Annotated in this window: 28 protein-coding genes; 10 read left to right on the plus strand and 18 right to left on the minus strand. The window is 59.5% G+C overall.

The annotated features are described in order from the left end of the window. Positions 1-54 precede the first annotated feature (54 nt). Both QV747_RS09385 and QV747_RS09390 read right to left on the minus strand, forming a co-directional pair. Positions 55-783, minus strand: coding sequence for an LrgB family protein (locus QV747_RS09385; protein WP_273431071.1), 729 nt, complete (start codon positions 781-783; stop codon positions 55-57). Further along, positions 780-1,157: a CidA/LrgA family protein gene (locus tag QV747_RS09390; RefSeq protein WP_273431073.1), complete on the minus strand. Its 378-nt coding sequence runs from the start codon at positions 1,155-1,157 to the stop codon at positions 780-782. The genes QV747_RS09385 and QV747_RS09390 overlap by 4 nt, the downstream gene beginning before the upstream one ends. A gap of 170 nt (positions 1,158-1,327) precedes the next feature. Between QV747_RS09390 and QV747_RS09395 the strand changes: the two genes are divergently transcribed. Continuing rightward, a complete protein-coding gene (locus tag QV747_RS09395) occupies positions 1,328-1,531 on the plus strand; it encodes a hypothetical protein (RefSeq protein WP_028449092.1) in 204 nt (67 codons plus the stop codon). 74 nt (positions 1,532-1,605) lie between these two features. On the opposite strand, the gene murI is transcribed toward QV747_RS09395, so the two are convergent. After that, complete coding sequence (murI, locus tag QV747_RS09400; RefSeq protein ID WP_273431075.1) at positions 1,606-2,415, minus strand: glutamate racemase; 810 nt, start codon at positions 2,413-2,415, stop codon at positions 1,606-1,608. 214 nt (positions 2,416-2,629) lie between these two features. Here murI and QV747_RS09405 point away from each other — a divergent pair, with 214 nt between their 5' ends. Next, the gene (locus QV747_RS09405) at positions 2,630-3,433 is read left to right on the plus strand and encodes a fused MFS/spermidine synthase (RefSeq protein ID WP_273431077.1); all 804 of its coding nucleotides are present in this window, start codon (positions 2,630-2,632) and stop codon (positions 3,431-3,433) included. Between the two features lie 40 nt (positions 3,434-3,473). Continuing rightward, positions 3,474-4,277: an alpha/beta fold hydrolase gene (locus tag QV747_RS09410; RefSeq protein WP_273431079.1), complete on the plus strand. Its 804-nt coding sequence runs from the start codon at positions 3,474-3,476 to the stop codon at positions 4,275-4,277. An 8-nt stretch (positions 4,278-4,285) separates the two neighbouring features. On the opposite strand, the gene pxpA is transcribed toward QV747_RS09410, so the two are convergent. From pxpA to pxpB, 3 genes are read right to left on the minus strand one after another with little or no spacing between them, the layout of a single operon-like run. Beyond that, positions 4,286-5,017, minus strand: a complete 732-nt coding sequence (gene pxpA / locus QV747_RS09415; RefSeq protein ID WP_273431081.1) for a 5-oxoprolinase subunit PxpA — start codon at positions 5,015-5,017, stop codon at positions 4,286-4,288. Between the two features lie 5 nt (positions 5,018-5,022). Next, on the minus strand, positions 5,023-6,000 hold the full coding sequence (locus tag QV747_RS09420; RefSeq protein WP_052190643.1) for a biotin-dependent carboxyltransferase family protein: 978 nt from the start codon (positions 5,998-6,000) through the stop codon (positions 5,023-5,025). Next, a complete protein-coding gene (pxpB, locus tag QV747_RS09425) occupies positions 6,000-6,641 on the minus strand; it encodes a 5-oxoprolinase subunit PxpB (RefSeq protein ID WP_273431084.1) in 642 nt (213 codons plus the stop codon). Before pxpB ends, QV747_RS09420 begins: the two co-directional genes overlap by 1 nt. A 62-nt stretch (positions 6,642-6,703) precedes the next feature. On the opposite strand from pxpB, the gene QV747_RS09430 reads away from it, so the two are divergent. Both QV747_RS09430 and QV747_RS09435 read left to right on the plus strand, forming a co-directional pair. Continuing rightward, on the plus strand, positions 6,704-8,017 hold the full coding sequence (locus QV747_RS09430) for an HD domain-containing phosphohydrolase (RefSeq protein ID WP_051258740.1): 1,314 nt from the start codon (positions 6,704-6,706) through the stop codon (positions 8,015-8,017). Next, a complete protein-coding gene (locus tag QV747_RS09435) occupies positions 8,014-9,897 on the plus strand; it encodes a PAS domain-containing hybrid sensor histidine kinase/response regulator (RefSeq protein ID WP_273431086.1) in 1,884 nt (627 codons plus the stop codon). The genes QV747_RS09430 and QV747_RS09435 overlap by 4 nt, the downstream gene beginning before the upstream one ends. Positions 9,898-9,931: 34 nt before the next feature. On the opposite strand, the gene queG is transcribed toward QV747_RS09435, so the two are convergent. Further along, entirely contained in the window at positions 9,932-11,011 is a 1,080-nt protein-coding gene (gene queG / locus QV747_RS09440) for a tRNA epoxyqueuosine(34) reductase QueG (RefSeq protein ID WP_273431088.1), read from the minus strand. Between queG and tsaE the strand changes: the two genes are divergently transcribed. After that, entirely contained in the window at positions 11,006-11,497 is a 492-nt protein-coding gene (gene tsaE, locus QV747_RS09445; RefSeq protein WP_028449085.1) for a tRNA (adenosine(37)-N6)-threonylcarbamoyltransferase complex ATPase subunit type 1 TsaE, read from the plus strand. The genes queG and tsaE overlap by 6 nt on opposite strands. After that, positions 11,458-12,858: an N-acetylmuramoyl-L-alanine amidase gene (locus QV747_RS09450; protein ID WP_051258738.1), complete on the plus strand. Its 1,401-nt coding sequence runs from the start codon at positions 11,458-11,460 to the stop codon at positions 12,856-12,858. Before tsaE ends, QV747_RS09450 begins: the two co-directional genes overlap by 40 nt. 61 nt (positions 12,859-12,919) lie before the next feature. On the opposite strand, the gene QV747_RS09455 is transcribed toward QV747_RS09450, so the two are convergent. Beyond that, the gene (locus tag QV747_RS09455) at positions 12,920-13,306 is read right to left on the minus strand and encodes a response regulator (protein WP_028449083.1); all 387 of its coding nucleotides are present in this window, start codon (positions 13,304-13,306) and stop codon (positions 12,920-12,922) included. 86 nt (positions 13,307-13,392) lie between these two features. Between QV747_RS09455 and mutL the strand changes: the two genes are divergently transcribed. Further along, entirely contained in the window at positions 13,393-15,429 is a 2,037-nt protein-coding gene (mutL, locus tag QV747_RS09460; RefSeq protein ID WP_273431091.1) for a DNA mismatch repair endonuclease MutL, read from the plus strand. After that, positions 15,429-16,373, plus strand: coding sequence for a tRNA (adenosine(37)-N6)-dimethylallyltransferase MiaA (miaA, locus tag QV747_RS09465; protein WP_273431092.1), 945 nt, complete (start codon positions 15,429-15,431; stop codon positions 16,371-16,373). The genes mutL and miaA overlap by 1 nt, the downstream gene beginning before the upstream one ends. A gap of 226 nt (positions 16,374-16,599) precedes the next feature. On the opposite strand, the gene QV747_RS09470 is transcribed toward miaA, so the two are convergent. The 10 genes from QV747_RS09470 to QV747_RS09515 all read right to left on the minus strand — a co-directional run bounded on the left by QV747_RS09470 (position 16,600) and on the right by QV747_RS09515 (position 24,010). Further along, the gene (locus QV747_RS09470) at positions 16,600-17,274 is read right to left on the minus strand and encodes a MarC family NAAT transporter (protein ID WP_051258737.1); all 675 of its coding nucleotides are present in this window, start codon (positions 17,272-17,274) and stop codon (positions 16,600-16,602) included. Positions 17,275-17,309: 35 nt separating this feature from the next. Further along, positions 17,310-18,554, minus strand: coding sequence for a 6-phosphofructokinase (locus tag QV747_RS09475; protein WP_273431094.1), 1,245 nt, complete (start codon positions 18,552-18,554; stop codon positions 17,310-17,312). Positions 18,555-18,754: 200 nt separating this feature from the next. Then, positions 18,755-19,411, minus strand: coding sequence for an adenylate kinase (adk, locus tag QV747_RS09480; RefSeq protein WP_028449077.1), 657 nt, complete (start codon positions 19,409-19,411; stop codon positions 18,755-18,757). Positions 19,412-19,530: 119 nt separating this feature from the next. After that, the gene (kdsB, locus tag QV747_RS09485) at positions 19,531-20,313 is read right to left on the minus strand and encodes a 3-deoxy-manno-octulosonate cytidylyltransferase (RefSeq protein ID WP_273431095.1); all 783 of its coding nucleotides are present in this window, start codon (positions 20,311-20,313) and stop codon (positions 19,531-19,533) included. Positions 20,314-20,317: 4 nt separating this feature from the next. Further along, positions 20,318-20,497: a Trm112 family protein gene (locus tag QV747_RS09490; RefSeq protein ID WP_028449075.1), complete on the minus strand. Its 180-nt coding sequence runs from the start codon at positions 20,495-20,497 to the stop codon at positions 20,318-20,320. 5 nt (positions 20,498-20,502) lie between these two features. Then, positions 20,503-21,555 (minus strand): tetraacyldisaccharide 4'-kinase, encoded by a 1,053-nt coding sequence (lpxK, locus tag QV747_RS09495; protein WP_273431096.1) that lies wholly within the window; start codon positions 21,553-21,555, stop codon positions 20,503-20,505. A 42-nt stretch (positions 21,556-21,597) separates the two neighbouring features. After that, on the minus strand, positions 21,598-22,029 hold the full coding sequence (locus QV747_RS09500; protein WP_273431098.1) for a cupin domain-containing protein: 432 nt from the start codon (positions 22,027-22,029) through the stop codon (positions 21,598-21,600). 128 nt (positions 22,030-22,157) lie between these two features. Then, the gene (locus QV747_RS09505; RefSeq protein WP_273431099.1) at positions 22,158-22,775 is read right to left on the minus strand and encodes a hypothetical protein; all 618 of its coding nucleotides are present in this window, start codon (positions 22,773-22,775) and stop codon (positions 22,158-22,160) included. 57 nt (positions 22,776-22,832) lie between these two features. Then, complete coding sequence (locus QV747_RS09510; protein ID WP_273431100.1) at positions 22,833-23,252, minus strand: biopolymer transporter ExbD; 420 nt, start codon at positions 23,250-23,252, stop codon at positions 22,833-22,835. 146 nt (positions 23,253-23,398) lie between these two features. Continuing rightward, the gene (locus QV747_RS09515; RefSeq protein ID WP_028449071.1) at positions 23,399-24,010 is read right to left on the minus strand and encodes a MotA/TolQ/ExbB proton channel family protein; all 612 of its coding nucleotides are present in this window, start codon (positions 24,008-24,010) and stop codon (positions 23,399-23,401) included. Positions 24,011-24,379: 369 nt separating this feature from the next. Here QV747_RS09515 and xseA point away from each other — a divergent pair, with 369 nt between their 5' ends. Beyond that, positions 24,380-25,738, plus strand: a complete 1,359-nt coding sequence (xseA, locus tag QV747_RS09520) for an exodeoxyribonuclease VII large subunit (protein ID WP_373317302.1) — start codon at positions 24,380-24,382, stop codon at positions 25,736-25,738. The last annotated feature ends 45 nt before the right edge of the window (positions 25,739-25,783 follow it).

Raw genomic sequence — 25,783 nt, forward strand, 5'->3', positions numbered from 1 at the left:
TTACCCAAAACGCCTTTGAATACTTTGATTTCACGGCAATACCCCTAGCAATAATCAACCAAAAACCGACCACCAAGAGCCCAGCACCACCGAGAGCAGCAAGGAGGTCAGCACCCCATTCAGCCCCATCGCCAAGCCGGAAAACGCACCGGCGGTTTCGGAGAGCTGAATCGCCCGCGATGTGCCCACCCCGTGCGCGGCCATCCCCAGCGCAAAGCCTTGGGCAATTTCATGCTCGATGCGCAACAGGCGGAAAATCGGCACGGCCAACACGGCGCCGCAAATGCCGGTCAGAATCACAAACCCCGCCGCCAGCGAGACATTGCCACCGGCATGCTGGGCCAGCGCCATGGCAATCGGCGTGGTTACCGATTTGGGCGCAATCGAGGCCAAGCTACTGGCCGACAGTCCAAACAATTGCCCGCATGCCAGCGCCGAGACGATTCCCAACACACAGCCAAACAGCAAGGCCAGCAACAGGGGCAGTGCGTAATCGCGTACCCGCTGCAAATTGCTATACAGCGGAATCGCCAGCGCCACCGTGGCCGGGCCCAAGAGGATATGAATGGGCTGCGCGCCGGCAAAATACACCGGGTACGGCACATGGGTGAACAGCAAGAGGCTAATCAGCAATAACACGCTGATCAGCACCGGATTGAGCAGCGGAAAGCCCCCCGCCCGCACATACAGCGCATCGCCAATCCCAAAGGCCAATAAGGTCAGCGCAATCCAGAACGCCGGAATATGACTTAACTGCAGCCACAACAACCACAAGGTATTCATGGCAGCTCATCCTGAATGGCGTTTTTATTCAGCCGGTCTTTGCGGCGCAACAGATGTTGCAGCATCCAAGCCGTGCCGGCCATGGTCATCACTGTGGAGATCAGCAAGGTAGCGAGCAAGGCCCAGCCCTGCCGGCCGATTTCGTCGCCCAAGGTCATCAAGCCCACCCCGGCCGGAATAAACAGCACTCCCAAATAGCGCAGCATGGCGCCGGCGGCATCCACCACTCGTCGATCCAGACCACGGCGTAAAATCGCGATCAGCGTGAGCAGCAGCATGCCCATCACCGCCCCCGGAATCGGCAGCTGCAACAGCCGGCTGAGTGCTTCGCCAGCGAATAAAGTCGCGAAAATAATGGTGATGCCGTACAACATGATTAATTCACCCCGGCCATGCCAAGCGCAGCAACTGCCCCAGCCACAGCAAAACTGACAAATTCAAGACACCAAACCACTTATCAGCAACAGCTTCAAATCAGCGCAAAATCGGTTCAAGCTGAAAGCCAATGTCATTACTAATGCTGTTGTTGCACAGAGGTTTGATCATGCCACGCCCCAATTATGGTTCTACCCCGTACGATTGGCTGTATGAGTTACCTGATAGTGAACTGAATGTCTTGAAAGACAGCCTGCACACGCTGATTCGCCAACGCCCGAGTGCCTTCTCGGTCTTTAAGGCCCATTCGATGTGTGCGGCCATTGAGTGTATTTTATTCGATCGGGCCCAAAGCCGCCGCCGCGCCGCCTAGGCAATAATGCACAATGTCATAAAATCACAAAGCCCGCTGCTGCGGGCTTTGTTGCGTGGGGCACGAGCTTAAGTTTAGAGCTGGGTGAGCTCGATTTTGCCCAGACTGCGGCCCAGAAAGCGCTCGCCGATGGTCTGGAATTTCACCGGCAGATCGGTGACCACAAAGCGGTACTCGGGCAGCTGATGGGCGTTATTGGCCAGGCCACTGCTATTGAGAATTTCGGCGGTCTGATCCGCGATCGACAAGGCCGAATCCACCAGCTGCATGCGGTTGCCGCACACATCCAGCAGCAGCGGTTTTAATAATGGATAGTGCGTGCAGCCCAGCACCAGCGTATCGATCGATTCAACGAACACCGGCTTGAGGTATTCCTGCGCGGTCATGCGCGTGACCGGATGATCCAGCCAGCCCTCTTCCACCAGCGGCACAAACAGCGGGCAGGCTTGTGAATACACGCGGGTAGCCGGGTTCAGCTGATGAATCGCGCGGGCATAGGCATTGGAATTAATTGTAGTGGGCGTGCCGATCACGCCGATGCCGCCAGTGCGGGTATGCGCCACGGCATTGCGCGCGCCGGCCTCGATCACATCCAGCACCGGCACGGGCGAATTGGCCCGCACTTTGTCCGCCGCCACCGCCGCCATGGTGTTGCAGGCGATGATCAGCATTTTTACTTGCTGCTGCTGCAGAAAATCGGCGATCTGCTGCGTGTAATGTTCGATGGTGGCCACCGATTTCACGCCGTAGGGCACGCGGGCGGTGTCGCCAAAGTAAATGATGTTTTCAAACGGCAGGCGATCCATCAGGGCCCGCACCACGGTCAGTCCACCCACCCCGGAATCAAACACCCCAATCGGATGAGAAGGCAAAGAAGTTTGCATACGCACGCCGCAGCCACAAAAGCCGCCATTCTACCTTGCGCGCGCGGGGCGTGATAGGCATTGCACGGGCATTCTGCCGCCGCCGGCGCAGAATCCGCGCCAAGCTTGGCGCAGATCAAGCCAGTGTGCATCACGGGTGGCAAACGAGGGCGCAGGCTCGACAAGCTGCGCGCGCGACGGTAGCGTGAAGCCTTCTTCCTTCAGGCCTTGCCCCGTGAGTCAGAGCCCCAGTTTTGCCAGCTTGCTGGCCGAAAGCGAAACCGGCCAACCCTTTGTCTATGACGAAGGTGATGAGCTCTCGCTGATGTTTGATCTAAAAACCGTCCAGAGCCGGATGAATAAACAACATCCGAATGAGCTTATCCTGGGGTATACGCGCAGCATGCTTGGTTTTGTTTTGCTGCAGGAAGATACCCACCATATCGGCATGATCGGTCTGGGCGGTGGCTCGCTGGCCAAGTACTGCCATCATTACCTACCGACCAGCCAGATTGCCGTGGCCGAAATCAGCGCGGCCGTGATCGCGCTGGCCCCGCAGTTTGCTGTGCCCCACAGCCCGCGGCTGCAGATTAGCTGCGCCGATGGGGGCGATTGGCTGCCAGAACGGCACGCGCCCTTCGATGTGCTATTGATCGATGCCTACGGCCCCAATGGCATGCCGGAGCGGCTGGCCAGCCAGACTTTCTTTGACACCTGCCGTCGCCAACTGCGCCCGGATGGGGTGCTGGTGGTTAATCTCTGGGGCAGTGATCCGCGCTTTGATTGCTATTACCAGCGCATCCGCACCAGCTTTCATGGCGCCACGCTCGCGATCGGCGCCGATCACAGCGCCAATCGGATTGTGTATGCCTTGGCCAGTGGCCGCTTGCCGGCCAATCGCCTGCTGCAAAGCCGGTGCCGCGAGCGCAGCGCGGCGCATAGTGTGGATCTGGCCAAACTCGGCCAGCGCCTGAGCCGCGCTCTGCAGCGCCACGATGGCCTCGAGCCGGGCCTGCCCGGCCCGCGCGAAGGCGCCTAAGCGCCTGGCGCCCATTCTTCCCTTTATTTTTGTTCCCACCATGCCCGCACCCGACCTCGAACTGATTAGCCTTAAACCCAGCCAAGCCAATGGCGCACCGCCCCTCTTACTGCTCCACGGCGCTTTTGCCGGCGCCTGGTGCTGGCAAGGGGTGCAAGCCCAGCTCGCCGCTGCCGGCTACACCAGCCATGCACTGAGCCTGCGCGGGCACGGCCAAAGCAGCGGCTTTTGGGAATTAGCGCACAACCAGCTCGGCGATTATCTGGCCGATGTGCGGCAGGCACTGGCGCAAATTGGCGAGCCCTGCATTTTGCTCGGCCATTCGCTGGGCGGCTATCTGGCACAGGAAATCGCCCGCGCCACACCGCCTAAAGCGCTGATTTTGCTGGCCAGTATTCCGCCTTACGGGCTGGCCGGCTCGCTGCAATACATGAGCACCGTGCATCCGCAATTGCTGCTGGGCTTGCAGGGTTTTGCACTCGGGCACACCACGCAGCTGGATGCCGCGATGCTGCGGCATCTTTTATTCGCGCCAGAAACCCCCATGCTGCAGGTGGAAGCCTTTGCCAGCCGCGCCCAGCCCGAATCGATGGCCGCGCTCGGCGAATTATGGCTGCCGCAATGGTGGAAAAACTGGCCGCAAACGGTGAATTATCCGGTCTGGGTGCTCGGAGCCGAGCATGACAATATTATCCCGTGGTCCGATGTTGCACTCACCGCGCAAGCCTGGGGCGTGAGCGCCGAGCGGCTGCCTGCAGCCGGGCACGCGATGATGTGGGATAGCAGCGCGGCGGCTTTCAGCGCACGCCTGTGCGCCTGGCTGGCCGCTCAGCGCTGGGATTAAGCCGCGCTTTAGCTCACAAACAAACCGGCATGCGGATCATAATCGGCTGCGATACGGATCCCCGCCTGCTCCAGCGCCTGGCGAATCAGCTGGGCCTGCACGAGCGCAGCGGGGTTGTCGCCATGCAAACACAGGGAATCAACGCGCTGGCTCAGCCACAGCGCCTGTTCAAGCACGGCAGTGGGGTCAGTAAGCACCGCGCCGGGCTGGCTGCGCGGCTGCAGCTGGCCATCGGGCAGATACGCACGATCGGCAAAGCCCTCTTCAATCACTCGCAAACCTGCCGCACGGCCAGCGTCGATCAGCGCCGAACCAGCCAGGCCCATCAGCGCCAGATCGGGGTCTACTTCGCGAATCATTTGCGCAATTTGCTGCGCCAGCGGGCGCGACGCCGCCGCATCGTTATACAGCGCGCCATGCGGCTTCACATACGCCACCGAGACGCCTTCTTCGATACACACGGCCTTCAGCGCCCACAGCTGGGCGGTGAGACTAAACACCAGCTGGCTCTCGGTCAGATCGATGCTGCGCCGGCCAAACTGCTCGCGATCCGGGTAGCTAGGGTGCGCACCAATGCGCACGCCATATTGGCGCGCGAGCCGCACGGTGGCGCGCATCGAATCCACATCGCCGGCATGGCCACCGCAAGCGATATTCACCGAGCTGAGTAAAGGCATCAGCTGGGCATCAAGCGGAAAGCCCTCGCCCAGATCGGCGTTTAAATCAATATGAGTCTGCATAGCCCTTATTCTACGCTGCTTTGCGCTGGCTGCAGCGGGCGCAAGCTAGCCCGCACTTGGGCCAATCGGCGAAACCACTGCTGCTGCTCGCGCAGCGCTGCCAGCGCGCTAGCTTCATCGACCTGCTGCATCTGCACGCGCTCGCCGGCGCGCAACTGCCCTAGTCGCCACAAATCAGCCTGAATAATCTGGGCGATCACCGGATAGCCGCCGGTGAGCTGCGCATCGGCCAGCAGCACAATCGGCTGGCCACCTGGCGGCAACTGCACTGTCCCCGGCAAGACCGCATGCGAGCGGAGCTGCAGCGGGGTTTCCATGACCAGCTCGGCACCATTGAGCTTCAAGCCCATCCGGTTGGATTGCTGATCGAGCTGCCAGGCCGTGTGTTGCCAGCGACGCTGGCCTTCACTCCCCAGCTCGCCCCACTGCGGGCCGGGCAAATAGCGCAAGATATGCCCACGGGGCGGCAAGGCCATGGCACAGGGCGGGCAGTGTTTATCACGCCGCAGGCCACGCAACACATCACCCTTGCGCAGCGGCCGCCCCTGCCAGCCGCCCAGCGCCGCCGGCAGCAAGGTAGCGCGGCTACCGGCCAGCAGCGGTACATCCAGCCCGCCCGGCAAGGCTAGATAAGTGCGCATGCCGTGCGCCGGCGTGCCCAGCACCAGCTGCTGCCCTTTGCAGGCGCGGTACACAGCATTGGGTAGCAGGCGCTCGCCATCCAGTCGCGCTTCGCAATCGGCGCCAGCCAGCGCAAACGAGGTCGTGTGTTCAAACTGCCCGCGCAGCCCACCCAGCGTGATTTCCAGCGCAGCGGCTTCAGGTGGATTGCCCAGTAGCAGATTGGCCAGCTGCAGCGCCAGCGGATCAGCGGCGCCACCGGCCGGCACGCCCCAGCTGGCCGCGGCCACCCGGCCCAGATCCTGCACCGTACTTTGTACGCCGGCTTTTTCCAGCCGCAGCAGTATGTGTTTGTGTCCCATCAGGCCTCCTGCGGCACAAAGCGCAATTGATCGCCAGCGCGCAGCAAACAGGGCTCGGCGCGGGTCGGGTCAAACAAATTGACGCTGGTTTGACCAATCAGCTGCCAGCCGCCCGGGCTGGGGCAAGGATAAATCCCCGTCTGCGCACCACCGATCCCAACGGCGCCAGTGGCTACCTGATGCCGGGGCACACTGCGCCGCGGGGTGTGCAAAGCGGTGGGCAAGCCCGCCAAATAGGGAAACCCCGGCAAAAACCCAATGCACAGCACGTCATACCACGGGCTGGCATGCGCTTCGATCACCGCCGCTTCGCTGAGCTGACAATGCTCGGCCACCAGCGCCAGATCAGGGCCGGCGGCCCCGCCATACACCACCGGGATCTCAAACTGCCGCGGTGGCGGCAAACTGACCGTTTCGGCTTGCGCCCACAGGCTTTGCAGCAGCACCAGCGCCTCGCTGCTTGCCAGCTGCAGCGGATTAAAGCGCATCGTGATATTACCCACCCCGGGTATAAGCTGGAAAAGCCGGTTTGATTTGCGTTCAGCCAGATACCCCATGGCCAGCAAGCGTGTTTGCGCACTCACTCCGGCATCCAGCACCAGCGCGGCCTCCCCCAGCGGATGAATCATTGGCGAACTCATCGTGGCTAGCTCCGTCGACACTGCAAAAGTAACATTTTTAGCTCATACTAATAGACGATTGAATGCCCACCGAGATCCCCCGCCAGGCCATGCCCCAAGACGAATCTGCCGCATATATTTCACCGGAGCAACTGCAAGTCGGCCTGTTTATCCATCTGGATCTGAACTGGATGGACCACCCGTTCCCTTTCGGTAGTTTCAAGCTCAAATCTGACGAGCAAATTAAGACAATTAAAAATCTTGGCTTGAAACAAATCCGTTACAGCCCGGAAAAGAGCGATTGCCCCCCGGCTGAAGCAGCCACTCAGGCGCTCGAGCCCGCGGCGGTCAGCGCAGCCGCCCCCATCGAAATCGACCCGGCCATTGCCGCCGAAATGGCGGCCAAACGCCAGCGGCAGCTCGAACAAGAGCGCCGCCGGGCGCTACTGGCCGAGTGTACCAAGGCCTTTAGTTCGGCGGCCGGCACGGTGCGCAAGCTCAATCGCGAGGTGCACAGCAACCCCAAAGACAGTGTGACCGCCGCCACAGTGCTGGTGGGCACCATGCTCGATACGCTGCTCACCGACAACGACATTGCCATTCACCTGATGAACGACAAGGCGCTGGGCGATGATCTGTATTTTCATTCGCTCAATACCACCGTACTGGGAATGATGCTGGCGCGGGAAATGAATTTTAGCCGGGCGCAAATCGAAAAACTGGCGCTGGCCAGCCTGCTGCACGATTGCGGCAAGGTCGAAGTGCCCGACCGGATTTTGCTAAAAACCGAGCCTCTCAATCGCGCCGAAAAAAGCCTCTACGAGCAGCATTGCCAATGGGGCGTCGATACCGCCCGCCGCGCGGGGCTCGATGCCGAAACGCAGCTGATTATCGCCCAGCATCATGAGCACTGCGATGGCAGTGGCTACCCCAAGCAGCTGGGCATTGATTCAATCCACCCGCTGGCGCGGATTCTGGCGGTGGTGAATACCTACGACAATCACTGCAATAAAATCAATCCGGCCACCTCGCTCACGCCGCATGAGGGCTTATCGCTGATGTTTGCCCAGCAAAAGCCCAAATTCGATCCGGCGGCGATGAATATGCTGATTCGCAGCCTGGGCGTATACCCGCCGGGCACACTGGTGCAGTTATCCAATGAATATTACGGGCTGGTGGTGGCAGTGAATGCCTCGCGCCCCTTAAAGCCGCAAGTGCTGGTTTATGATCCGTCTATCCCGGCCGAGCAGGCCATGGTGCTGGATCTGGAACGTCATCCGGATTTGAATATCAGCAAGGCGCTTAAAGCCAGCCAGCTGGCGCGGCCGGTGCTGAGCTACCTGAATCCGCGCAAACGGATGACGTATTACTTTAGCCCCAGCGAGCCCCAAGCATGATCGCCCCACACCTGCTGAGTGATTATTGTGCGATCGCCATTCTGGCGGTGGACCCGCAGCAGGAAGTCATCGTGGCCGCCAACCCGGCCTGCGAAAGCCTGCTCGGTTATCCGCTGAGCACCTTGCTGGGCCTGCCGATCAGCCAGATCGAAGTTGGTCTGCAGGATGTGTTTTTCTGGGAAGACGTGCGCCAATGCGGGCTACAGGAAGTCACCCGCGTCGAAGGCGAATACCGCCACGCGCAAGGGCATCTGTTTAGCGTGAGTAAAACCATCCGCCTGGTGGATAGCGGCGATGGGCCGGTGTGCATTATCTCGGTGCAAGACATCAGCGCCAGCAAAAAACTGGAAGAAGAAAGCGACAAAACCAGCGCCCTCTTGGCCGCCACGCTGGAATCCACGGTAGATGGCATTTTGGTTACCAATCTGGATGGCGTTATCCAGCATTACAACCATCGCCTGCTGCAAGTCTGGCCGATTGAACAGCGTCTGCCCGATCTGTTTGCCCAACCCTTAAGCGAATTCAAACAGCAATTACCCGACGCGCGTCGCTTTGACGACTGGCTGCGGCTGCTTTATCACGACCCGTTTGTGAGCGAGCAGCAAACCTTTGCTCTGCGCGATGGGCGAGTGTATGAAATCACCAGCTGCCCGCAACAATACCGCGATGCGCCGATCGGCCGGCTGTTTTGCCTGCATGATATTTCGGCACTCAAAGCCATCGAAGCCCAGCTGCGCGAAGCCCGCGATCAGGCTCAGCAAGCCAATCAGGCCAAATCCGATTTCCTCGCCCACATGAGCCACGAGCTGCGTACCCCGCTCAATGCCATGATGGGTTTTGCCCAGGTGATTGAAAACGACAGCGGCAATGAGCATCAGGTGCTGGGTGGCTATATCCATCAGGCCGGCCGGCATTTGCTGGAATTAATCAATGAAGTGCTGGATCTGGCCAGTATCGAGGCGGGCAAGCTTAAGCTCAAACTAGAGCCCATCAATCTGCCCACCTGTATTCAGGAATGCCTGAATCTCACCCAGCTGCTGGCGCGGGATAATCAGGTGACGCTCAGCGCCGCCGCGCTACCCGCCGCCACGGTGCTGGCCGATGAGCGCCGGCTGCGGCAAATGCTGCTCAATCTGATTTCGAACGCCATTAAATACAATCGCCAAGGCGGGCGGGTGGATATTCAGGTGGAGCGCGCGGGCGAGCACGGCTGGCGCATCAATGTGCGCGATACCGGGCTTGGGATTGCCGAAGAAGATCAGGCGCAGCTGTTTACCACCTTTAACCGCGTCGGTTCGCACCTGGATCGGATCGAGGGCACTGGCATCGGGCTGGCGTTTACCCGCAAGCTGGCGCAACTGATGCAAGGGCAAGTCGGCGTCAGCAGCCAACTGGATGTGGGCAGTACTTTCTGGATCGAACTGCCAGGCGCGGAGCCATTTAAGGCGCAGGCCAGCATCATCACCGCCCCGGCCGATGATCGCAGCCGCACCTTGCTGTATATCGAAGACGATTTGCTGTCGCAAAAGCTGCTGCAAAATGTGCTGCTCAAACAGCGGCCGCAATACCATGTGTATGTGGCCAAAACCGGGCAAGATGGCATCGCCATGGCCAAGCAGCTCAAACCCGATCTGATTTTGCTTGACCAGCAGCTCCCCGATGGCACCGGGCAAAGCATTTACACCCAGCTGCAAAATCATGCCAGCACCCGTGATATCCCCTGCGTGGCGCTCTCTGGTAACACCTTGCCCGAGCAAATTAACGACGCACTGGCCAGTGGTTTTGTCGCCTATCTGAGTAAGCCGCTGCAGATTAGTCAGGCGCTGCTAACTATTGATGATGTACTGGCCTGCTATGGCCGCGAGTCGCGCAAAGACTAATACCCCGCACCGTATCTAGCCACAGGCCATACAACTAAAAGCCTTTAGCTACATACCCACCTTCCTGCAAAGCCCAAGCCACATGCTCGCGCACCAGCGGGCTAGGGTCATCCGCTCGTGCGGCCAATGCCGCGCCGATGGCTGGGCTGGGGGTAGCATTACCCAGGCCCAGCGCCAGATTACTCAGCCATTTGGCATAGCCAATGCGGTAAATCGGGCTACCGGCCATCTTGGTATTAAAGTCGTCCTCGCTCCAGGCAAACAATGCCAGCAGCGTCACATCATCAAGACCATGGCGAATGGCAAAGTCGGTTTCGGCGCTGGTGGCGGCAAAGCGGTTCCACGGGCACACCAGCTGGCAATCATCGCAACCATACACGCGATTACCGATGGCGCGGCGAAACTCCAGCGGCACCGGGCCTTTCAGCTCAATGGTCAGGTAGGAAATACAGCGCCGCGCATCCACCTGATACGGCGCCACAATCGCCTGCGTCGGACAGGCGTCGATACAGGCCGTGCAGTTGCCACAATGCTCTTTCGGTAACGGCGGATCAGGCGGCAGCGGTAAATCGGTAAATAGTTCGCCCAGAAAATAAAACGAGCCAAAGTCGCGATTGAGCAATAAAGAGTGTTTGCCACGCCAACCCAGCCCCGCCTGCTTGGCCAGCTCAACCTCCAGCACCGGCGCCGAATCCACAAACACCCGATGTCCAAAGGGGCCAATCTGCGCCGCCAGCCGGTCGGCCAATTGCTGTAAGCGATTACGTAGCACCTTGTGATAGTCTCGACCTAAAGCATAGCGCGAGATATACGCCCGCTCGGTATCGGCCAGCACGGCATGTGGATCAAGGCCTCCAGCGCGATACGGCATGAAAACACTGATCACCGCCACGGTATTTGGTACTAATTCTGCCGGTCGGGCACGCTTTAAACCATGCCTTGCCATATAATCCATCTCGCCATGAAACCCGCGCGCCAGCCAGTCGGCCAGCCCGGTTTCGGCGTGTGCTAAATCCACGCCGGTAATCGCAGCGCGGGCAAAGCCAAGCTCGCTGGCCCACTCTTTAATCCGAGTCGCCAGCGCCTGATAATCCATTGGGTTCGATGCATGCATACGCACAATGATACCGCCTTCTCTGGTTTTTTAAGCGATGAAGACGCCACGCTGGCGCTCGGCCAGCAATTGGCCCCAGCCCTGGCGGGCGGCATGACCATCTTTCTGGAAGGCGACCTCGGCGCCGGCAAAACCACCCTCACCCGCGGCCTGCTGCGGGCCCTCGGTTATGCGGGGCGTGTGAAAAGCCCCACCTATACCTTGGTTGAACCTTATGTAATTTCTAACTTATACTTTTATCACTTTGATTTGTATCGGTTTAATGATCCAAGCGAGTGGGAAGACGCCGGTTTCCGTGATTATTTCAATCCAGACTCGGTGTGTTTGATCGAATGGGCGGATAAAGCCCAGGGCCAATTACCCGCCCCCGACTGGATCATTACCCTGACCCCGGAAGGCGCAGGCCGGCGCTTCACCCTGCGCGCGCTCACTACTTTAGGTTTGGCATGTCAGAACAAGTTACACCCTCATTCACCAGCGCCCTGAGCGAAACCCCGCTCGCTCGCCGTGCCGTGCTGCGCACGCTGGCGGGCACGCTGCTGCTCTCGGTGACCCCAGTGGGGCTCGCCGCCGCAGCGGCCAGCGTGATCGCCGTGCGGGTGTGGCCGGCCAATGCCTATACCCGCGTCACCATTGAATCGAATGCGCCACTGAGCTTTAAGCAGTTTTCGCTCAAAGACCCAGAGCGGCTGGTGGTCGATCTGGAAGGCGTGGATTTAAACAGCGAGCTGCAAAGCCTGGCCGGCAAAGTCGGCGACAACGACCCCTATATCAAGCTTTTGCGCGCGGGCCGCAATAAGCCCGGCGTAGTGCGGCTGGTGCTGGATCTCAAAGCCGAAGTCAAACCGCAGATTTTTACCCTTGATCCGGTGGCCGAATACAAAAACCGGCTGGTGATCGATCTGTATCCGGCGGTGCAAACCGACGAGCTACTGGCCTTTTTGAACGACAACGGCCAGCTCAAAACCGACCCTAATCCGCCGGCCTTTAACAAACCGGACAAATCTGCCAGCCAAGCCAGCAAAGCCGGCGAAACCAAAACCGCCGAGGCCAAGCCCGCCGACAATAAGGCCAGCCAGGGCGAGAAAACCCGCGCTAACGACAGCGTGGATCGCGACAAGCTGAAAGTTGATCGGCTGATCACGGTGGTGCTCGACCCCGGCCACGGCGGCGAAGACCCCGGTGCGGTAGGGCCATCGGGCACGCATGAAAAAACCGTGGTGCTGCAGATTGCCAAGCGACTGCGCGAATTACTGCAAAACGAGCCGAATTTCCGCGTGGTGATGACGCGCGATGCTGATTTTTTTGTACCGCTGGGCGTACGGGTGAAAAAAGCCCGCGCGGTGCAGGCCGATTTGTTTGTCTCGATTCACGCCGATGCCTTTACCCGGCCCGATGCCAATGGCAGCTCGGTGTTTGCGCTCTCGGAAGGCGGCGCCTCGAGCTCCGCGGCGCGCTGGCTCGCGCAAACGCAAAATGATGCCGATCTGATTGGCGGGGTGAAAATTAAATCGGGCGCGGAAGATTTGCGCCGCACGCTGCTGGATCTCACCACCACCGCCACCATCAACGACAGCCTGAAGCTCGGTAAAGTGATGCTGGGCGAGCTGGGCGGGATTAATCGCCTGCACAAACCCAATGTTGAGCAGGCCAGCTTTGCGGTGCTCAAGGCGCCGGATATTCCATCGGTGCTGGTGGAAACGGCGTTTATTTCCAATCCGGAAGAAGAGAAAAAGCTGATCGACGAAGACTATCAGCAAAAAATGGCGCAAGCGCTGTTTCGCGGGATCAAACGCTATTTTGCGAAGAACCCGCCCTTGTCGCGCACCAAGCTGGCGCAGCAATAAGCAGGGTATAGCGTTGAAAGCCAATAGATGAAAGGCTGGCAGCGCAATACCCAGCAAACCACTACATCTCGATCTTCACTCCCATCGCCTTGCTGATGGCATCCAGCAGGCGGGCCGGGGTGAAGGGTTTCACCACAAAGCCGCTCGCGCCCAGCGCCAAAGCTTCGCGCACTTTCTCGCCCGTGGCCTCACCGCTCACCATAATCACCTTGGGCGCCGGATTGAGGTGCAGTAATTGCGGCAGTAATTCCATGCCATCGGTTTGCGGCAGATTGATATCCAGCAGCACCAGCTGCGGGCTGCGATCCATACAAATGCGCAGCGCCTCGTGCCCCTGTCCGAGATCGGCCAACACATTAAATTCCAGCCGCCGCAGCAGGCTGGCCATCAAATTGCGCATAATCGCGTCATCGTCAACGATCACACAGCTGATTTTTTTCATCGACATGCTCGCACACCTTGTTTGCTGATTGATCCCCGGCCCGGCTGGTATACTGGCAGCCTGCCTAGCTTCATCTTAGAACATCCCTCGCCATGCCACGTATCCAGTTATTGTCAGACCATCTGGTCAACCAGATTGCCGCCGGCGAAGTGGTCGAGCGCCCCGCCTCGGCACTGAAAGAATTGCTGGAAAACAGCATCGATGCCGGCAGCCGCAGCTTGCAAATCGAGCTGCACGGCGGCGGAACCAAGCTGATCAAGGTGATTGACGATGGCTGCGGCATCGCCAAAGACGAGCTAGCGCTGGCGCTGCACCGGCATGCCACCAGCAAAATCGCCAGCATGGACGATCTGGCCCGCGTAGGTACGCTGGGCTTTCGCGGCGAGGGGCTGGCCTCGATTGCCTCGGTGTCACGCCTGACCCTCACCAGCCGGCTCAGTGAAGACGGCCAGCTGGCCAAACATGCCTGGCGCGTTGAGACCGATCATGGCCGATTACTTGAGCCGGAGCCGGCCGCGCTGGCCGCGGGCACCACGATTGAAGTGCACGATTTGTATCATCAGGTGCCGGCACGCAAGAAATTTCTCAAATCCGACGCCACCGAATACGCCCACTGCGCCGCCATGATCGAGCGGATTGCGCTCGCCAACCCGAGCGTGGCATTTACCACCTTGCACAATGGCCGCGCCCAGCAGCGCTGGCCCGCCGGCGATCTGGCCCGCCGCGCGGCGGCGATTATTGGCGAAGAATTCGTCAACACCGGCATCATGGTGGACGAAGGCTTTGGCGCCGATGGCAAAGGCCTGCGGCTGTATGGCATCGCCGGCTCGCCAACGCTGGGTAAATCCAGCCGCGAAGCGCAGTTCTTTTTTGTGAATGGCCGCTTTGTGCGCGATAAAGTGGTACAGCACGCGCTGCGCGAAGCATATCGCGACGTACTGCATCACAATCTGCATGCGGCGTTTTGCCTGTTTCTGGAGCTCGACCCCGAAGGCGTGGATGTCAATGTGCACCCCACCAAGATCGAGGTGCGCTTTCGCGAAAGCCAGGCCGTCTATCGCTTTCTGTTTACCAGCCTCTCCAAGGCGCTGGCCAAAACCACGGCCGGCGCCAGCAATACCCCGGAGGGTATCGACCCAGAAACCGGAGAAATCATAGCTAAGGTAGACATACCCCAAGGCGAAATGAAGCCGCAAGATTATGCGCAACACGCCTACCGCCATCAGCAGGCGATGCCGCTACCGATGCCCAGCGAGCCAGCCACGCGGCTCGCACAGGAAAATCCACCCCGCTATCAGGCCAGCCCCGCCGCCTCGCCCACAGTGAGCGCAGCGCCATTGGCATTGTATGACCAGCTTTTTGGCGATTTGCGCGCCGGCGGAGCGCCCGCTGAAGCCACAGCCAGCAGCGTAGCCAGTAGCGACAAACCCGCCTGGATGCAGCAACTGGCAGCCCAGCGCCCGGTGGCCGCCCGCAGCGTGGATGCCTATTTGCCGGCCGGCGCTGCCCGCCGCGAGGCCATCCCCGCCGCCGATGATGCCGCGATCCCACCACTGGGCTTTGCGCTGGCTCAGCTGCATGGCGTGTATATTCTCAGCCAGGCCGAAGACGGCCTGATCGTGGTCGATATGCATGCCGCGCATGAGCGCGTGGTGTACGAAAAACTCAAAACGGCCCTTGATCTGCACGCCATGCCGATGCAGCCGCTGCTGATCCCGCATGTATTTAGCGCCGATAAACTCGATGTGGCCACTGTCGAAGATCACGGTGTCGAGCTGGCCGCGCTGGGGCTGGAATTATCCGTCTCCTCGCCCACCCAACTGGCGGTGCGCGCAGTGCCGATGCTGTTGCAACACTCCAACCCGGTGGAGCTGGCGCAAGCCATGCTGCGCGATATCCGCATGGTGGGCGTATCGCAAGTGCTCGCCGGCCGGCGCAACGAGCTGCTGGCCACCATGGCCTGTCATGGATCAGTGCGCGCCAATCGCGCCCTCACCATCCCGGAAATGAACGCCCTACTGCGCGAAATGGAAACCACCGAGCGCTCAGGCCAATGCAATCACGGCCGCCCAACGTGGTTTCGCCTGTCGATGCATGATCTGGATAAACTTTTTATGCGAGGCCAATAATGTCAGCCGCACTTCCCCCCGCGATTTTTTTAATGGGCCCCACAGCCAGCGGTAAAACCGCAGCGGCGATTGCGCTGGTGGAAGCGGGCTTGCCGGTGGAGCTGATCTCGGTTGATTCGGCGCTGGTGTTTAAGGATATGGACATCGGCACGGCCAAACCCGATGCCGAGGAGCAGCGCCGCGCCCCGCATCACTTGCTGGATATCATTAGCCCGGAAGAGAGCTATTCCGCTGGGCAGTTTCGCACCGATGCGCTGGCGCTGATGGCCGAAATTAGCGCTCGCGGCAAAGTGCCCGTGCTGGTCGGCGGCACTATGCTGTATTTCAATGCGCTGCAAAATGGCCTGCACGAGCTGCCGCCTGCTGACCCGGCCTTGCGCGCTGAACTGGAGCACGAGGCCAACACCCATGGCTGGGTGCATATGCACGCCAAGCTCGCCGCGCTCGACCCCGCCACTGCGGCTCGACTGATGCCCAGCGAAACCCAGCGGATTGAGCGGGCGATTGAAATTTGCCTACTGGCTGGGCGGCCCATGTCAGCGATTCTGGCCGAGCCTGGCGCGGCGGCCTTGCCCTATCGCCTGCTGAAAATCGCGCTGGAGCCTTCCGAGCGCGGCGTGCTGCACGAACGCATTGCCCAACGCTATGACCTGATGCTGGCGAATGGTTTTGCCGATGAAGTGCGTGCCCTGCAACAGAAATACCAGCTCAATATCGAGCTGCCCTCGATGCGCTGCGTGGGCTACCGGCAAATGTGGGAACACTTGGCCGGCGAATGCGACTACGCCGAGATGCGCTATCGCGGCATCGTGGCCACGCGCCAGCTGTGTAAACGCCAGCTCACCTGGTTGCGCGGTATGGATGATGTGCTGCGGCTGGATTGCTTGGCCCCAGATGCCGCACAGCAAATTGCCAGCCAGGTGGCGCGCTGGGCCGCCATTTAAGCCGCCAGCACAGCAAAAACGGCGCCGAGGCGCCGTTTTTGCTGCTGACAAAGTGGAAAACCACGATTTTCAAGTCTCGGCAAAGCCGAGCCTAGGAAATAAGGGTTTAAATCTGCAGACTTTATGTTTTATTCCCACCCCTCCCGTCCCCTCCTTGAGGGGAGCCTCGCTTTGCGAGTGGGGTTTGTCATCAATCTGTACGGCACCGAGGCGCCGTTAATTATTTTTAGCGGCTGACCGCGTGCGGCCAGAAATGCGGGTCGTGCAAGAGGCCACCAACGCCGTTGATGATGAATTGCACCCCGATACAGATCAGCAAAAAGCCCATGATGCGGGAAATCGCGTTAATGCCATCCTCGCCCAGAAACCGGTACAGCTTGCTGGAGGCGCGCAGGGTAATCCAGGCGATATAGGCCACCAGCAAAATGCCGCACACCACCGTCAGATAACCTAACCAGATCGGCAAAGCGGTCTGGCCGTGTACCCCTGATGACATCGAGATCACCACCGCAATCGAGCCGGGGCCCGACAAGGACGGCATGGCCAGCGGGGTGAAGGAAATATCGCGCTTACCCGGGGTGCTATTGGCGGCGGGGTCGTGCGGCTCGGCAAACAGCATATCAAAACCGAAATAACTCACGATCAGGCCACCGGCAATGCGCAGGCCGGGAATCGAGATCTGGAAAAAATCCATAATCAGCGCGCCGGCCAGCAAAAAGGTCACCAGAATGGCGGCCATATAGATACAGGCGCGCTTCACTTGGGCGTCACGCTCGGCATCGGATAAATGCGCCGCCAGGCCCGGCAAAATGGCGACGGTCATCAAGGGGTTGGCAATGGGTAACAGCGCCGAGATGGTGGCCAGGATGGTACTTAGAATTTCAAACAGGATTTTTTCCATGGGGTATGGACCGCTATGCTAGGTGGGTAGCCGCCTTATGGGCGATACGGGGGTAGTTTAGCGCCTTCTGTCACCCACGACCACTGGCCATAGTCCGGTAAGCCATCGATAAAGGCCGGCGGCGCCTCGCCCTGGATGAGCGGCAGCAAATAGCGGCGCGCGGCAGGGGTAATACCAAAGCCATCCGCGCTGATAAACTCCGCTGGCAGCGGTTTTTCGATATTGGCCACCATGCCCAGCGGCACCGCGCCGATTTCCCAGGTGTAGGGCTCATCGCTCAGGCGCTCGATACTGACCATCACTTCATTTTGCCCCGCCACCGCCAACTGGGCGGCGGCCTGCCCCACAGCAAACGCTTGCTGCACATCGGTAGCAGAGGCGATATGCCGTGCCGCGCGCTGCAGATAATCAGCGACCGCCCAGTGGCATTTAAAGCCAGTCGCAGCTTTGATAATCTCCACCAGATTAGGGGCCAGCCCGCCGAGCTGGGCATGGCCGAACGCGTCTTTGCCACCGGCTTCGCTCAGATACAACCCCTGGGTATCCTTCACACCTTCAGCCGCGACAATCACTGCATAGCCATACCTGGCCACGGTATCTTCAACGGCGGCCACAAAACGCGCCCGCTCGAACGGCACTTCCGGCAATAAAATCAGATGCGGCGGTTCGGCATCGTGGCGGCTGGCCAGCGCGCTGGCCGCGGCGATCCAGCCGGCATGGCGGCCCATCACTTCCAGCACAAAGACTTTGGTTGAGCTCGCCGCCATCGAGGCCACATCCAGCCCCGCCTCGCGCACGCTGGTGGCCACATATTTGGCCACCGAGCCAAAACCAGGCGAGCAATCGGTCAGCGGTAGATCATTATCAATGGTTTTGGGGATATGAATGGCCTGCAAAGGGTAATTGGCCGCGCGCGCTAGCTCTGCCACTTTCAGGCAGGTATCGGCCGAATCGCCCCCACCATTGTAAAAAAAGTAGCCCACATCCCACGCCTGCAACACGGCCAGCAGCCGACGCAGCTCGCTGTCGGTTTTGAGTTTATGCCGGCAGGAACCAAAAGCACCGCCCGGGGTGTTCTTCAGCTGCTGCAGCTCACGCTGGCTAAGCACGGCGGTATCGATCAACGCTTCATTCAATACGCCCAGAATGCCGTTTTGCGCGGCAAACAGCCGGCCAAAATGCACCGGATACTGCCGCGCCGTCAGCAGCAAACCCGCTGCAGAAGCATTAATCACCGGGGTTACACCGCCCGATTGGGCGTATACAGCATTGCGCGGCATGGGGCGCTCCAAGTCAGCCTGATCCTGCTATTTTTGCGCACTGCAACAGCCGTTGCCGCTTTGACGGCGGCTTTTAGCCGCTAAACGGCAAGATCGTAGCCCTACCCCACTCCAAGCCACGTCCTCTAACACGCACATGAAAGTGCGGCATAAAAAAAACCGCCCCGAAGGGCGGTGTAGGTGTCGCGGCGGCGAGCGGCTTAGGCGCCGAGCGCTTGCAGTGTCGCGTCGCGTACGGCGTCAACCGATTGCGTGCCGTCGATCTTGATGTATTTAGGCGCTTTAGCGTCGCCCGAAGCGGCCATCTTGCCGTAGAAGCCGACCAATACTTCGGTTTGCTCGTGGTAAACGCCCAAGCGTTTCAGTACCACTTCTTCTTTATCATCATCACGCTGGATCAGATCTTCGCCGGTTTCGTCGTCTTTACCTTCCACTTTTGGTGGATTGAACGTCACGTGGTAAGTGCGGCCAGAAGCCACATGCACACGACGGCCAGCCATACGCTCCACAATCGCGGCATCTGGCACATCGATTTCCACCACGTAGTCGATATCCACGCCAGCAGCGATCATCGCTTCAGCTTGTGGAATGGTGCGTGGGAAGCCGTCAAACAGGAAACCATTGGCTGCGTCTGGCTGAGCGATACGCTCTTTCACCAGGCCGATGATGATGTCATCGCGCACCAAGCCGCCCGCATCCATAATCGCCTTGGCTTCCAAACCCAGCGGCGTGCCGGCTTTCACCGCCGCACGCAGCATGTCGCCCGTTGAGATTTGTGGAATATTGAATTTTTCGCGGATGTAATTAGCTTGAGTGCCTTTACCAGCGCCTGGTGCGCCCAGAAGGATTAAACGCATTGCTCGGTTCCCCGTGTTAATTAAAAAGTGAATCCAATCATTGTTTTGGCTTCTTCTGCTGGAGCCAATTCATCAGCATGCACCGCGTGGCGTGCGAGCACATCACGCATCAAATTCATTTAGGCCTCAGCCTCGCCAGCAAACACCGCCCGCACGCGGGCCAGATCTTCCGGCGTATCCACCCCGGCAGCCGGCGCTACGCTGGCCTGATACACGCCGATTTGGTAGCCATGCCACAACACGCGCAGCTGCTCCAGTTTTTCGATGTCTTCTAGGCGCGAAGCGGCCAGCTTGGCATAGGCGCGCAAAAACCCTGCCCTATAGGCGTATAGGCCGATATGCCTTTGTGCGCCTAGCTCAGCGGGCAATACCCAGTCTTCGTCTTCGTTATCTTCGGCAAATGCATCGCGATCCCACGGAATCGGCGCACGGCTGAAATACATGGCGCGCTGCGCGGCATCGCACACGACTTTGACCACATTCGGGTTAAAAAAATCGGCGGCATCATGAATAGGATGGCAGGCGGTTGCCATCGCCAGCGCCGGGTTGGCGGCCAGCTGGGCGGCCACGGCATCAATCAGGGCGGGATCCAGCAGCGGCTCATCGCCCTGCACATTCACCACAATCGCCTCATCGGGCAGCTGCAATAAATCCACGGCCTCGGCCAGCCGATCGGTGCCCGAGGGGTGATCGGCGCGGGTGAGCAAAACTTGCTGCCCTGCGGCTTTTACCACGGCAGCCACTTCGGGGGCATCGGTCGCTACCACCACTTGGCTGGCCTGCGCTTTCAGCGCCTGCGCCACCACGCGCACAATCATGGGCTGGCCGGCAATATCGGCCAACGGTTTATTCGGTAAACGGGTGGATTTCAGACGCGCCGGAATGATGGCCACATAGCTCATGCGCTTAAGCCTCTTCGCCGTCGGCCAGCGCGCGGGCTTCGCTTTCCAGCATGACTGGAATGCCATCTTTGATTGCGAATGCCAGCCGGTCGGCCTTGCAGATCAGTTCCTGCTGGGCTTTGTTGAACACCAGTGGGCCCTTGCAGACCGGGCAAACCAGAATTTCCAGCAATTTGGCATCCATTGTGATTATCTCTTCAAAAATTCGTCGATTCGGCAGGCCAGATCGGGCGACAACTGCGCCGCCACCGGCAAAACCCAGATTCTATCACTTGGCGGCGGCGGATTCATCGCCGCCAGCTTGACCGCATCTTTTTCCGTCACGATCAGCGCATCATCAGCGCCCAAAACCGGCAGATCGGCCGGCACAAACGCATGATGATCAGGAAACGCACACGGGCGAAATGCGTAGCCTTGCGCGCGCAGCGTAGCAAAAAAGCGCTCGGGGTTCCCGATACCCACCAGCGCATGCAAAACTCCGCGCACCGGCAGGCTGGCCGCGGTAGCCGTCAGGTTGGGCTGATCGAGCCGATAGCAAGCGCCGGCGGCCAGCGTCATTTGATAATCGCCCAGATACCCAGCCAGGTATTCATCTATGGCGCTTGATTTGATTGATTCAGTGGCAGATACCCCATTCACCACCACGGCATTCACCGTGCGCAAGCGCGCCGGGCTTTCACGCAAAGGGCCGGCCGGCAAGCGCAGACCATTGCCCAGCCCACGCGCGCCATCCACCACGCAAATTTCCAGCGCACGCCCCAGCGCGTAATGCTGCAGGCCATCATCGCACAGCAAGAGATTCACCGCCGGATAGCGCGCCAGCAGCGCCTGCCCGGCCGCGGCACGTTGCCGCGCTACAAACACCGGCACGCCCGTAGCGCGCCGCAACAGCAGCGGCTCATCGCCCACCGTGGCCGGCAGGCTATCGGGCAGCACTTCGGTCGGCAGCTGCGCAGCGCCACCATAGCCGCGCGAGATAATCCCCACCTGCCAGCCCAGCTCGCCCAGCCGACGCGCTAGCGCAATCGTCAGCGGGGTTTTGCCCGTACCGCCAACGGTAATATTGCCCACCACCACCACCGGCACCGGCAGCTGGGTGGTGGCTTTCAGCCCGAGCTTGAAACACGCTTTATTCACCGCCGCCAGCACTGCAAACAGACCAGACAGCGGCCACAACAGCCACGCCAGCAGGGGTGGCCGAGGGCAATACCAAATGCGCAGCAACAGGGCTTCAAGCTTCATGAGATCTCTGGCCACCCACGCCGGGGCAGCCGTATGCAAGGATTATTGGGCTTTCACGGTAACCGGCTGCCCGGCAATCCCGGTAAATACCACCACCAGTTTCACCGGCTCATTGCCTTCGTTTTTGCCATTGTGCAGGGTATTTTCCACTTCGGCAAAACCCTGGCCAGCACGGAAGGTGTTGCTGCTGCCGTCTTTCAGGTAAACGGTGAGCGCGCCATTGAGGATATAGGCGTAGCCCGGCACCGGGTGTTGATGCCAGCCGGTTTCTTTGCCAACCGGGATTTCCACATGCAGCATGGTGGCTTCGGGGGCGTCGGTGGTCGGATACAAAATCGGCTGGCCATTGGCCGTTTTGCCCGATTTAAACACCACGGTGGCGGTCACTTCTTTTTTGTAAACTTCTTTGCCTTCTTCGGCCTGCGCCAACACGCTCAGGCACAAGGCCGACAATAGGAATGCCAGTTGCTTCATTTCATCGCTCCGCAAGTTATGCGCCCGATCGGGGCCGGGCTAGCGGCGCGCAGTATAGTGGAAAACCCTAGGTGGCAGGCTAAATGCCAGCACGGCGGCGTGAACGCCGTGCGAACGTGGCCACACCATTATTGCGCCACAGGCCAACCAAAACCGCGTGCGTTCAGCCAGCGCAGAATGACCGGCTGCTGGTAAATCAGCTCAGAAATAAAATGCGCCTCGCCAGGCAAAACCACAGCACTCGCCGCATGCCCTTGCGCCTGTAACTGGGCCAACCACTGCTGCGTATCGGCCCAATCATCCAAGTCACCCTGCACGGTCAATATCGCCGCGGAGCCAACGGACAGCGGCGACATGCGGGCCTGACCGGCAATCACCAAATAGCCCGCGCATTCTGCATGGGTATGCGCCAGCAGATCAGTAATCGCAAGGCCACCAAGGCTATACCCCGCCAGCAATACTGTTTTACCTTCTTGCCTAAGCTGAGCCAGCAAGGCGCAGAGCTGCGGGATTTGCCAATCTTGGCCGGCCGCAGTTTGTGGGCACAGCACCGCAAAATCCAGCGTCAGCGACCCACTGGCCAAAAGCGCCGGCAAGCCATAGCGCGTGAGTAGGCTCAAATCCTCACCCCGCTCCCCCGCACCATGCAGATACACCAAGACCCGCTGCTGCGGATCGGGCGTACTGGGGCTAAATAAAAGCCCCTGATAGGGCCATTCGGTCGCGCTTAATTGAGCACACTGCATGTTGCGTCCTGCAATAAAAAACGGCGCCGCAGCGCCGTTTTGGTGAGTAGTACCGGGTTATTTACCCGTGGTTTGCGTGGCAAAGGTGAGTTTGCCAAAGCCGGCAAGGCGGGCGGCTTCCATGACGTTTACCACCGCTTGGTGGGTAGCTTGGGCGTCGGCGTTGATGATCACCATCGGATCAGAGCTCTCGCCCGCCGCGCGGCGCAGTTGCACAGAGAAATCATCCGGGCTACCAAAGGCCGCAGTCTGGCCATTGATCGCATACTGGCCTTGCGCCGAAATCGCCACCTGAATGGTTTTCGGCTGCTCCTGCTGTTTTTCGGCATCGGCCGTAGGCAGATTGATTTTCAGCTCGGCGAATTTGGAATACGTGGTTGTGGCCATCAGGAAGATCAAAATCACCAGCAATACGTCAATCAGCGGGATGAAATTGATTTCCGGCTCAACGCGGCCGCGTCCTTTACGAAATTTCATGGCTTTTCAGTCCTTCAACAGGCTGCAAGAACGGCGCGAAACGCCCGGCGACCAAAGCGACAAGAAACCGACATTCACTACCAAGTACAGATAGGTTTCGCGTCAGCTCTATGCTGGCCGTGGGCTTGCCGCCCGTTCTTAGCGAATTATTGGTGGCGCTCGCCGTGAACGACTTCGACCAGTTTGATGGCTTGCTGCTCCATTTCCACCACAAAATCATCCACTTTGCTGGCGAAATAGCGGTAGAACATCAGCGCAGGTACCGCCACGATAATGCCAAAGCCGGTGTTATATAGGGCCACCGAAATACCGTAGGCCAGCGCAGCCGGGTTGCTGCCGCCGGTGGGTGACTGCGAGCCGAAGATCTCAATCATGCCCACTACCGTGCCAAACAGGCCCAACAGCGGCGTCACCGAAGCCAAAGTACCCAAGGTCGACAGATAGCGATTCAAATCGTGGGCCACGGCGCTGCCGGCTTCTTCGATCGACTCTTTCATGATTTCGCGTGAGCTTTTCACGTTTTTCAGGCCAGCGGCAAACACGCGGCCCAATGGGCTAGAGGCGGCCAGTTTATTCAGGGTTTCGGCATTTACGCCGTTCGCGCGATAATCCTGCACCACTTTGGCCAACAGGCCGGCCGGCAAGACTTGCGATTTACGCAGGCTTAGCAGGCGCTCGATGATGATGGTCACTGTGGCGATGGAAGCGGCGATAATCAGCCAGATTGGCCAGCCCGCTGCCTGGATGATGGCGAACATAGTATGGGAACCCTAATCAAAAGAAATCCGGAGGCTCTGGAGTAAAGCCAGAAAACCGCGTAACTTTAGCCGCTATTTGCGCGCGGGGGAAGTGTCGCAATCCGCTTGCCAGAGACTAAGCGACAGATCTGATTGAGAAAAATCCGTTTACCCACAATTTCTGTGGATAACTTTGTGACTAAGTTGCGCCAGCCAGCCATTTTCAAGCGCTACCGGCCAGTTTCGTCATCATTTTCTCATATTTTGCGCCAGATCAATAAGCATACAAATCAATAACTTAACCATGAATTCTCAACTACAAGATTGGATTAGCCAGCCGCATGGCTTGGATGCTCGATTTTGTGGATTACTCGAGGCGTTTTTGCCGTGATTCCGGATTTGTCAAGCCCCCAGAAAGCTGTAGTATCTGTCACACAACTGAATCGGGATGTTCGTCTGCTGCTAGAAAGTGGCTTTCCTAGCTTGTGGGTGGCGGGCGAAATCTCGAATTTCAAGCGCTACGATTCGGGGCATTGCTACTTCAGTTTGAAAGATGCCAATGCGCAAGTACGCTGCGTGATGTTCCGCGGCCGTGCTGCGCTGCTGGATTTTCAACCCCGCGAAGGCCTGCAGGTGGAAGTGCGCGCGGTGGTGTCGCTGTATGAGGCGCGCGGGGATTTTCAGCTCACTATCGAGGCCATGCGACCGGCCGGCCAAGGCGCGCTATTTGAGCGCTTTGAAGCGCTGAAAAAACAGCTCGCCGCCGAAGGACTGTTTGCCGCCGAGCGCAAACGAGCCCTGCCGCACTTCCCGCAACGGATCGGCATCGTGACCTCACCCGCCGCGGCCGCACTGCGCGATGTGCTGAGCACCCTGCGCCGGCGCATGCCGGGGCTGGCGATTATCCTTTACCCCACCGCGGTACAGGGCGCGGATGCGCATCTGCAGATCGCCCGCGCCATTCACACCGCCGGCCAACGCGCCGAGGTGGATGTGCTGATCGTCTGCCGTGGCGGTGGCTCGCTGGAAGACCTGTGGTCGTTTAATGAAGAAGCGGTGGCGCGGGCCATTGCCGCCTGCCCGCTGCCGGTAGTGAGCGGGGTTGGGCACGAAACCGACTTCACCATGGCCGATTTTGTCGCCGACGTGCGCGCCCCTACCCCCACCGCCGCCGCCGAGCTGGTCAGCCCCAACCGGCAAGAACTACTACAGCAACTGGCGCAGCGGGGCCAGCGGCTGCAACGCCAGCTGGCGCAACAGCTGCAGCGGCAAATGCAGCGACTGGATTTACTCGGCCGCCGTTTGCAGCATCCGGGGCAAAGATTGGCGCAACAGCAGCGCGAATTACAGCAAAAAGCCCGCCAATTGCAGCAAACCCTGCATTACCAGCAGCAACATCGCCAGCAACAGCTGGGCCGCTATGCGCTGCGGCTACAGCATCAGGCGCCGCAATTATTGCCGCAGCAACAGCAATTGGCCCGTGCCCGCCAGCGCTTGCAGCAAGCCTGGCAGCAACGCCTGACTGCAGCGCAGCACCAGCTGGGGCAATTGCAATACCGGTTGCTGCCGTGGGACCCACAGCAGGTGCTGGCCCGTGGCTATGCGCTGGTGCAACGCGGCGATGGCAGCCTGGTGCGCACCGCCGAGGCCACCCGCGCTGGGGAAATGCTGGATATTCGCTTTAGCGATGCCACGATTAAAGTGGAAGTGAAACAAGGGCTACTGCAACAAGGCCAGCTGGATATCTAGCAGGGTATTGCTGCCAAGCCATTTAATCTCAATGCTTAGCAGCAC

Source organism: uncultured Chitinibacter sp. (assembly GCF_945957625.1).
Lineage (GTDB): Bacteria > Pseudomonadota > Gammaproteobacteria > Burkholderiales > Chitinibacteraceae > Chitinibacter > Chitinibacter tainanensis.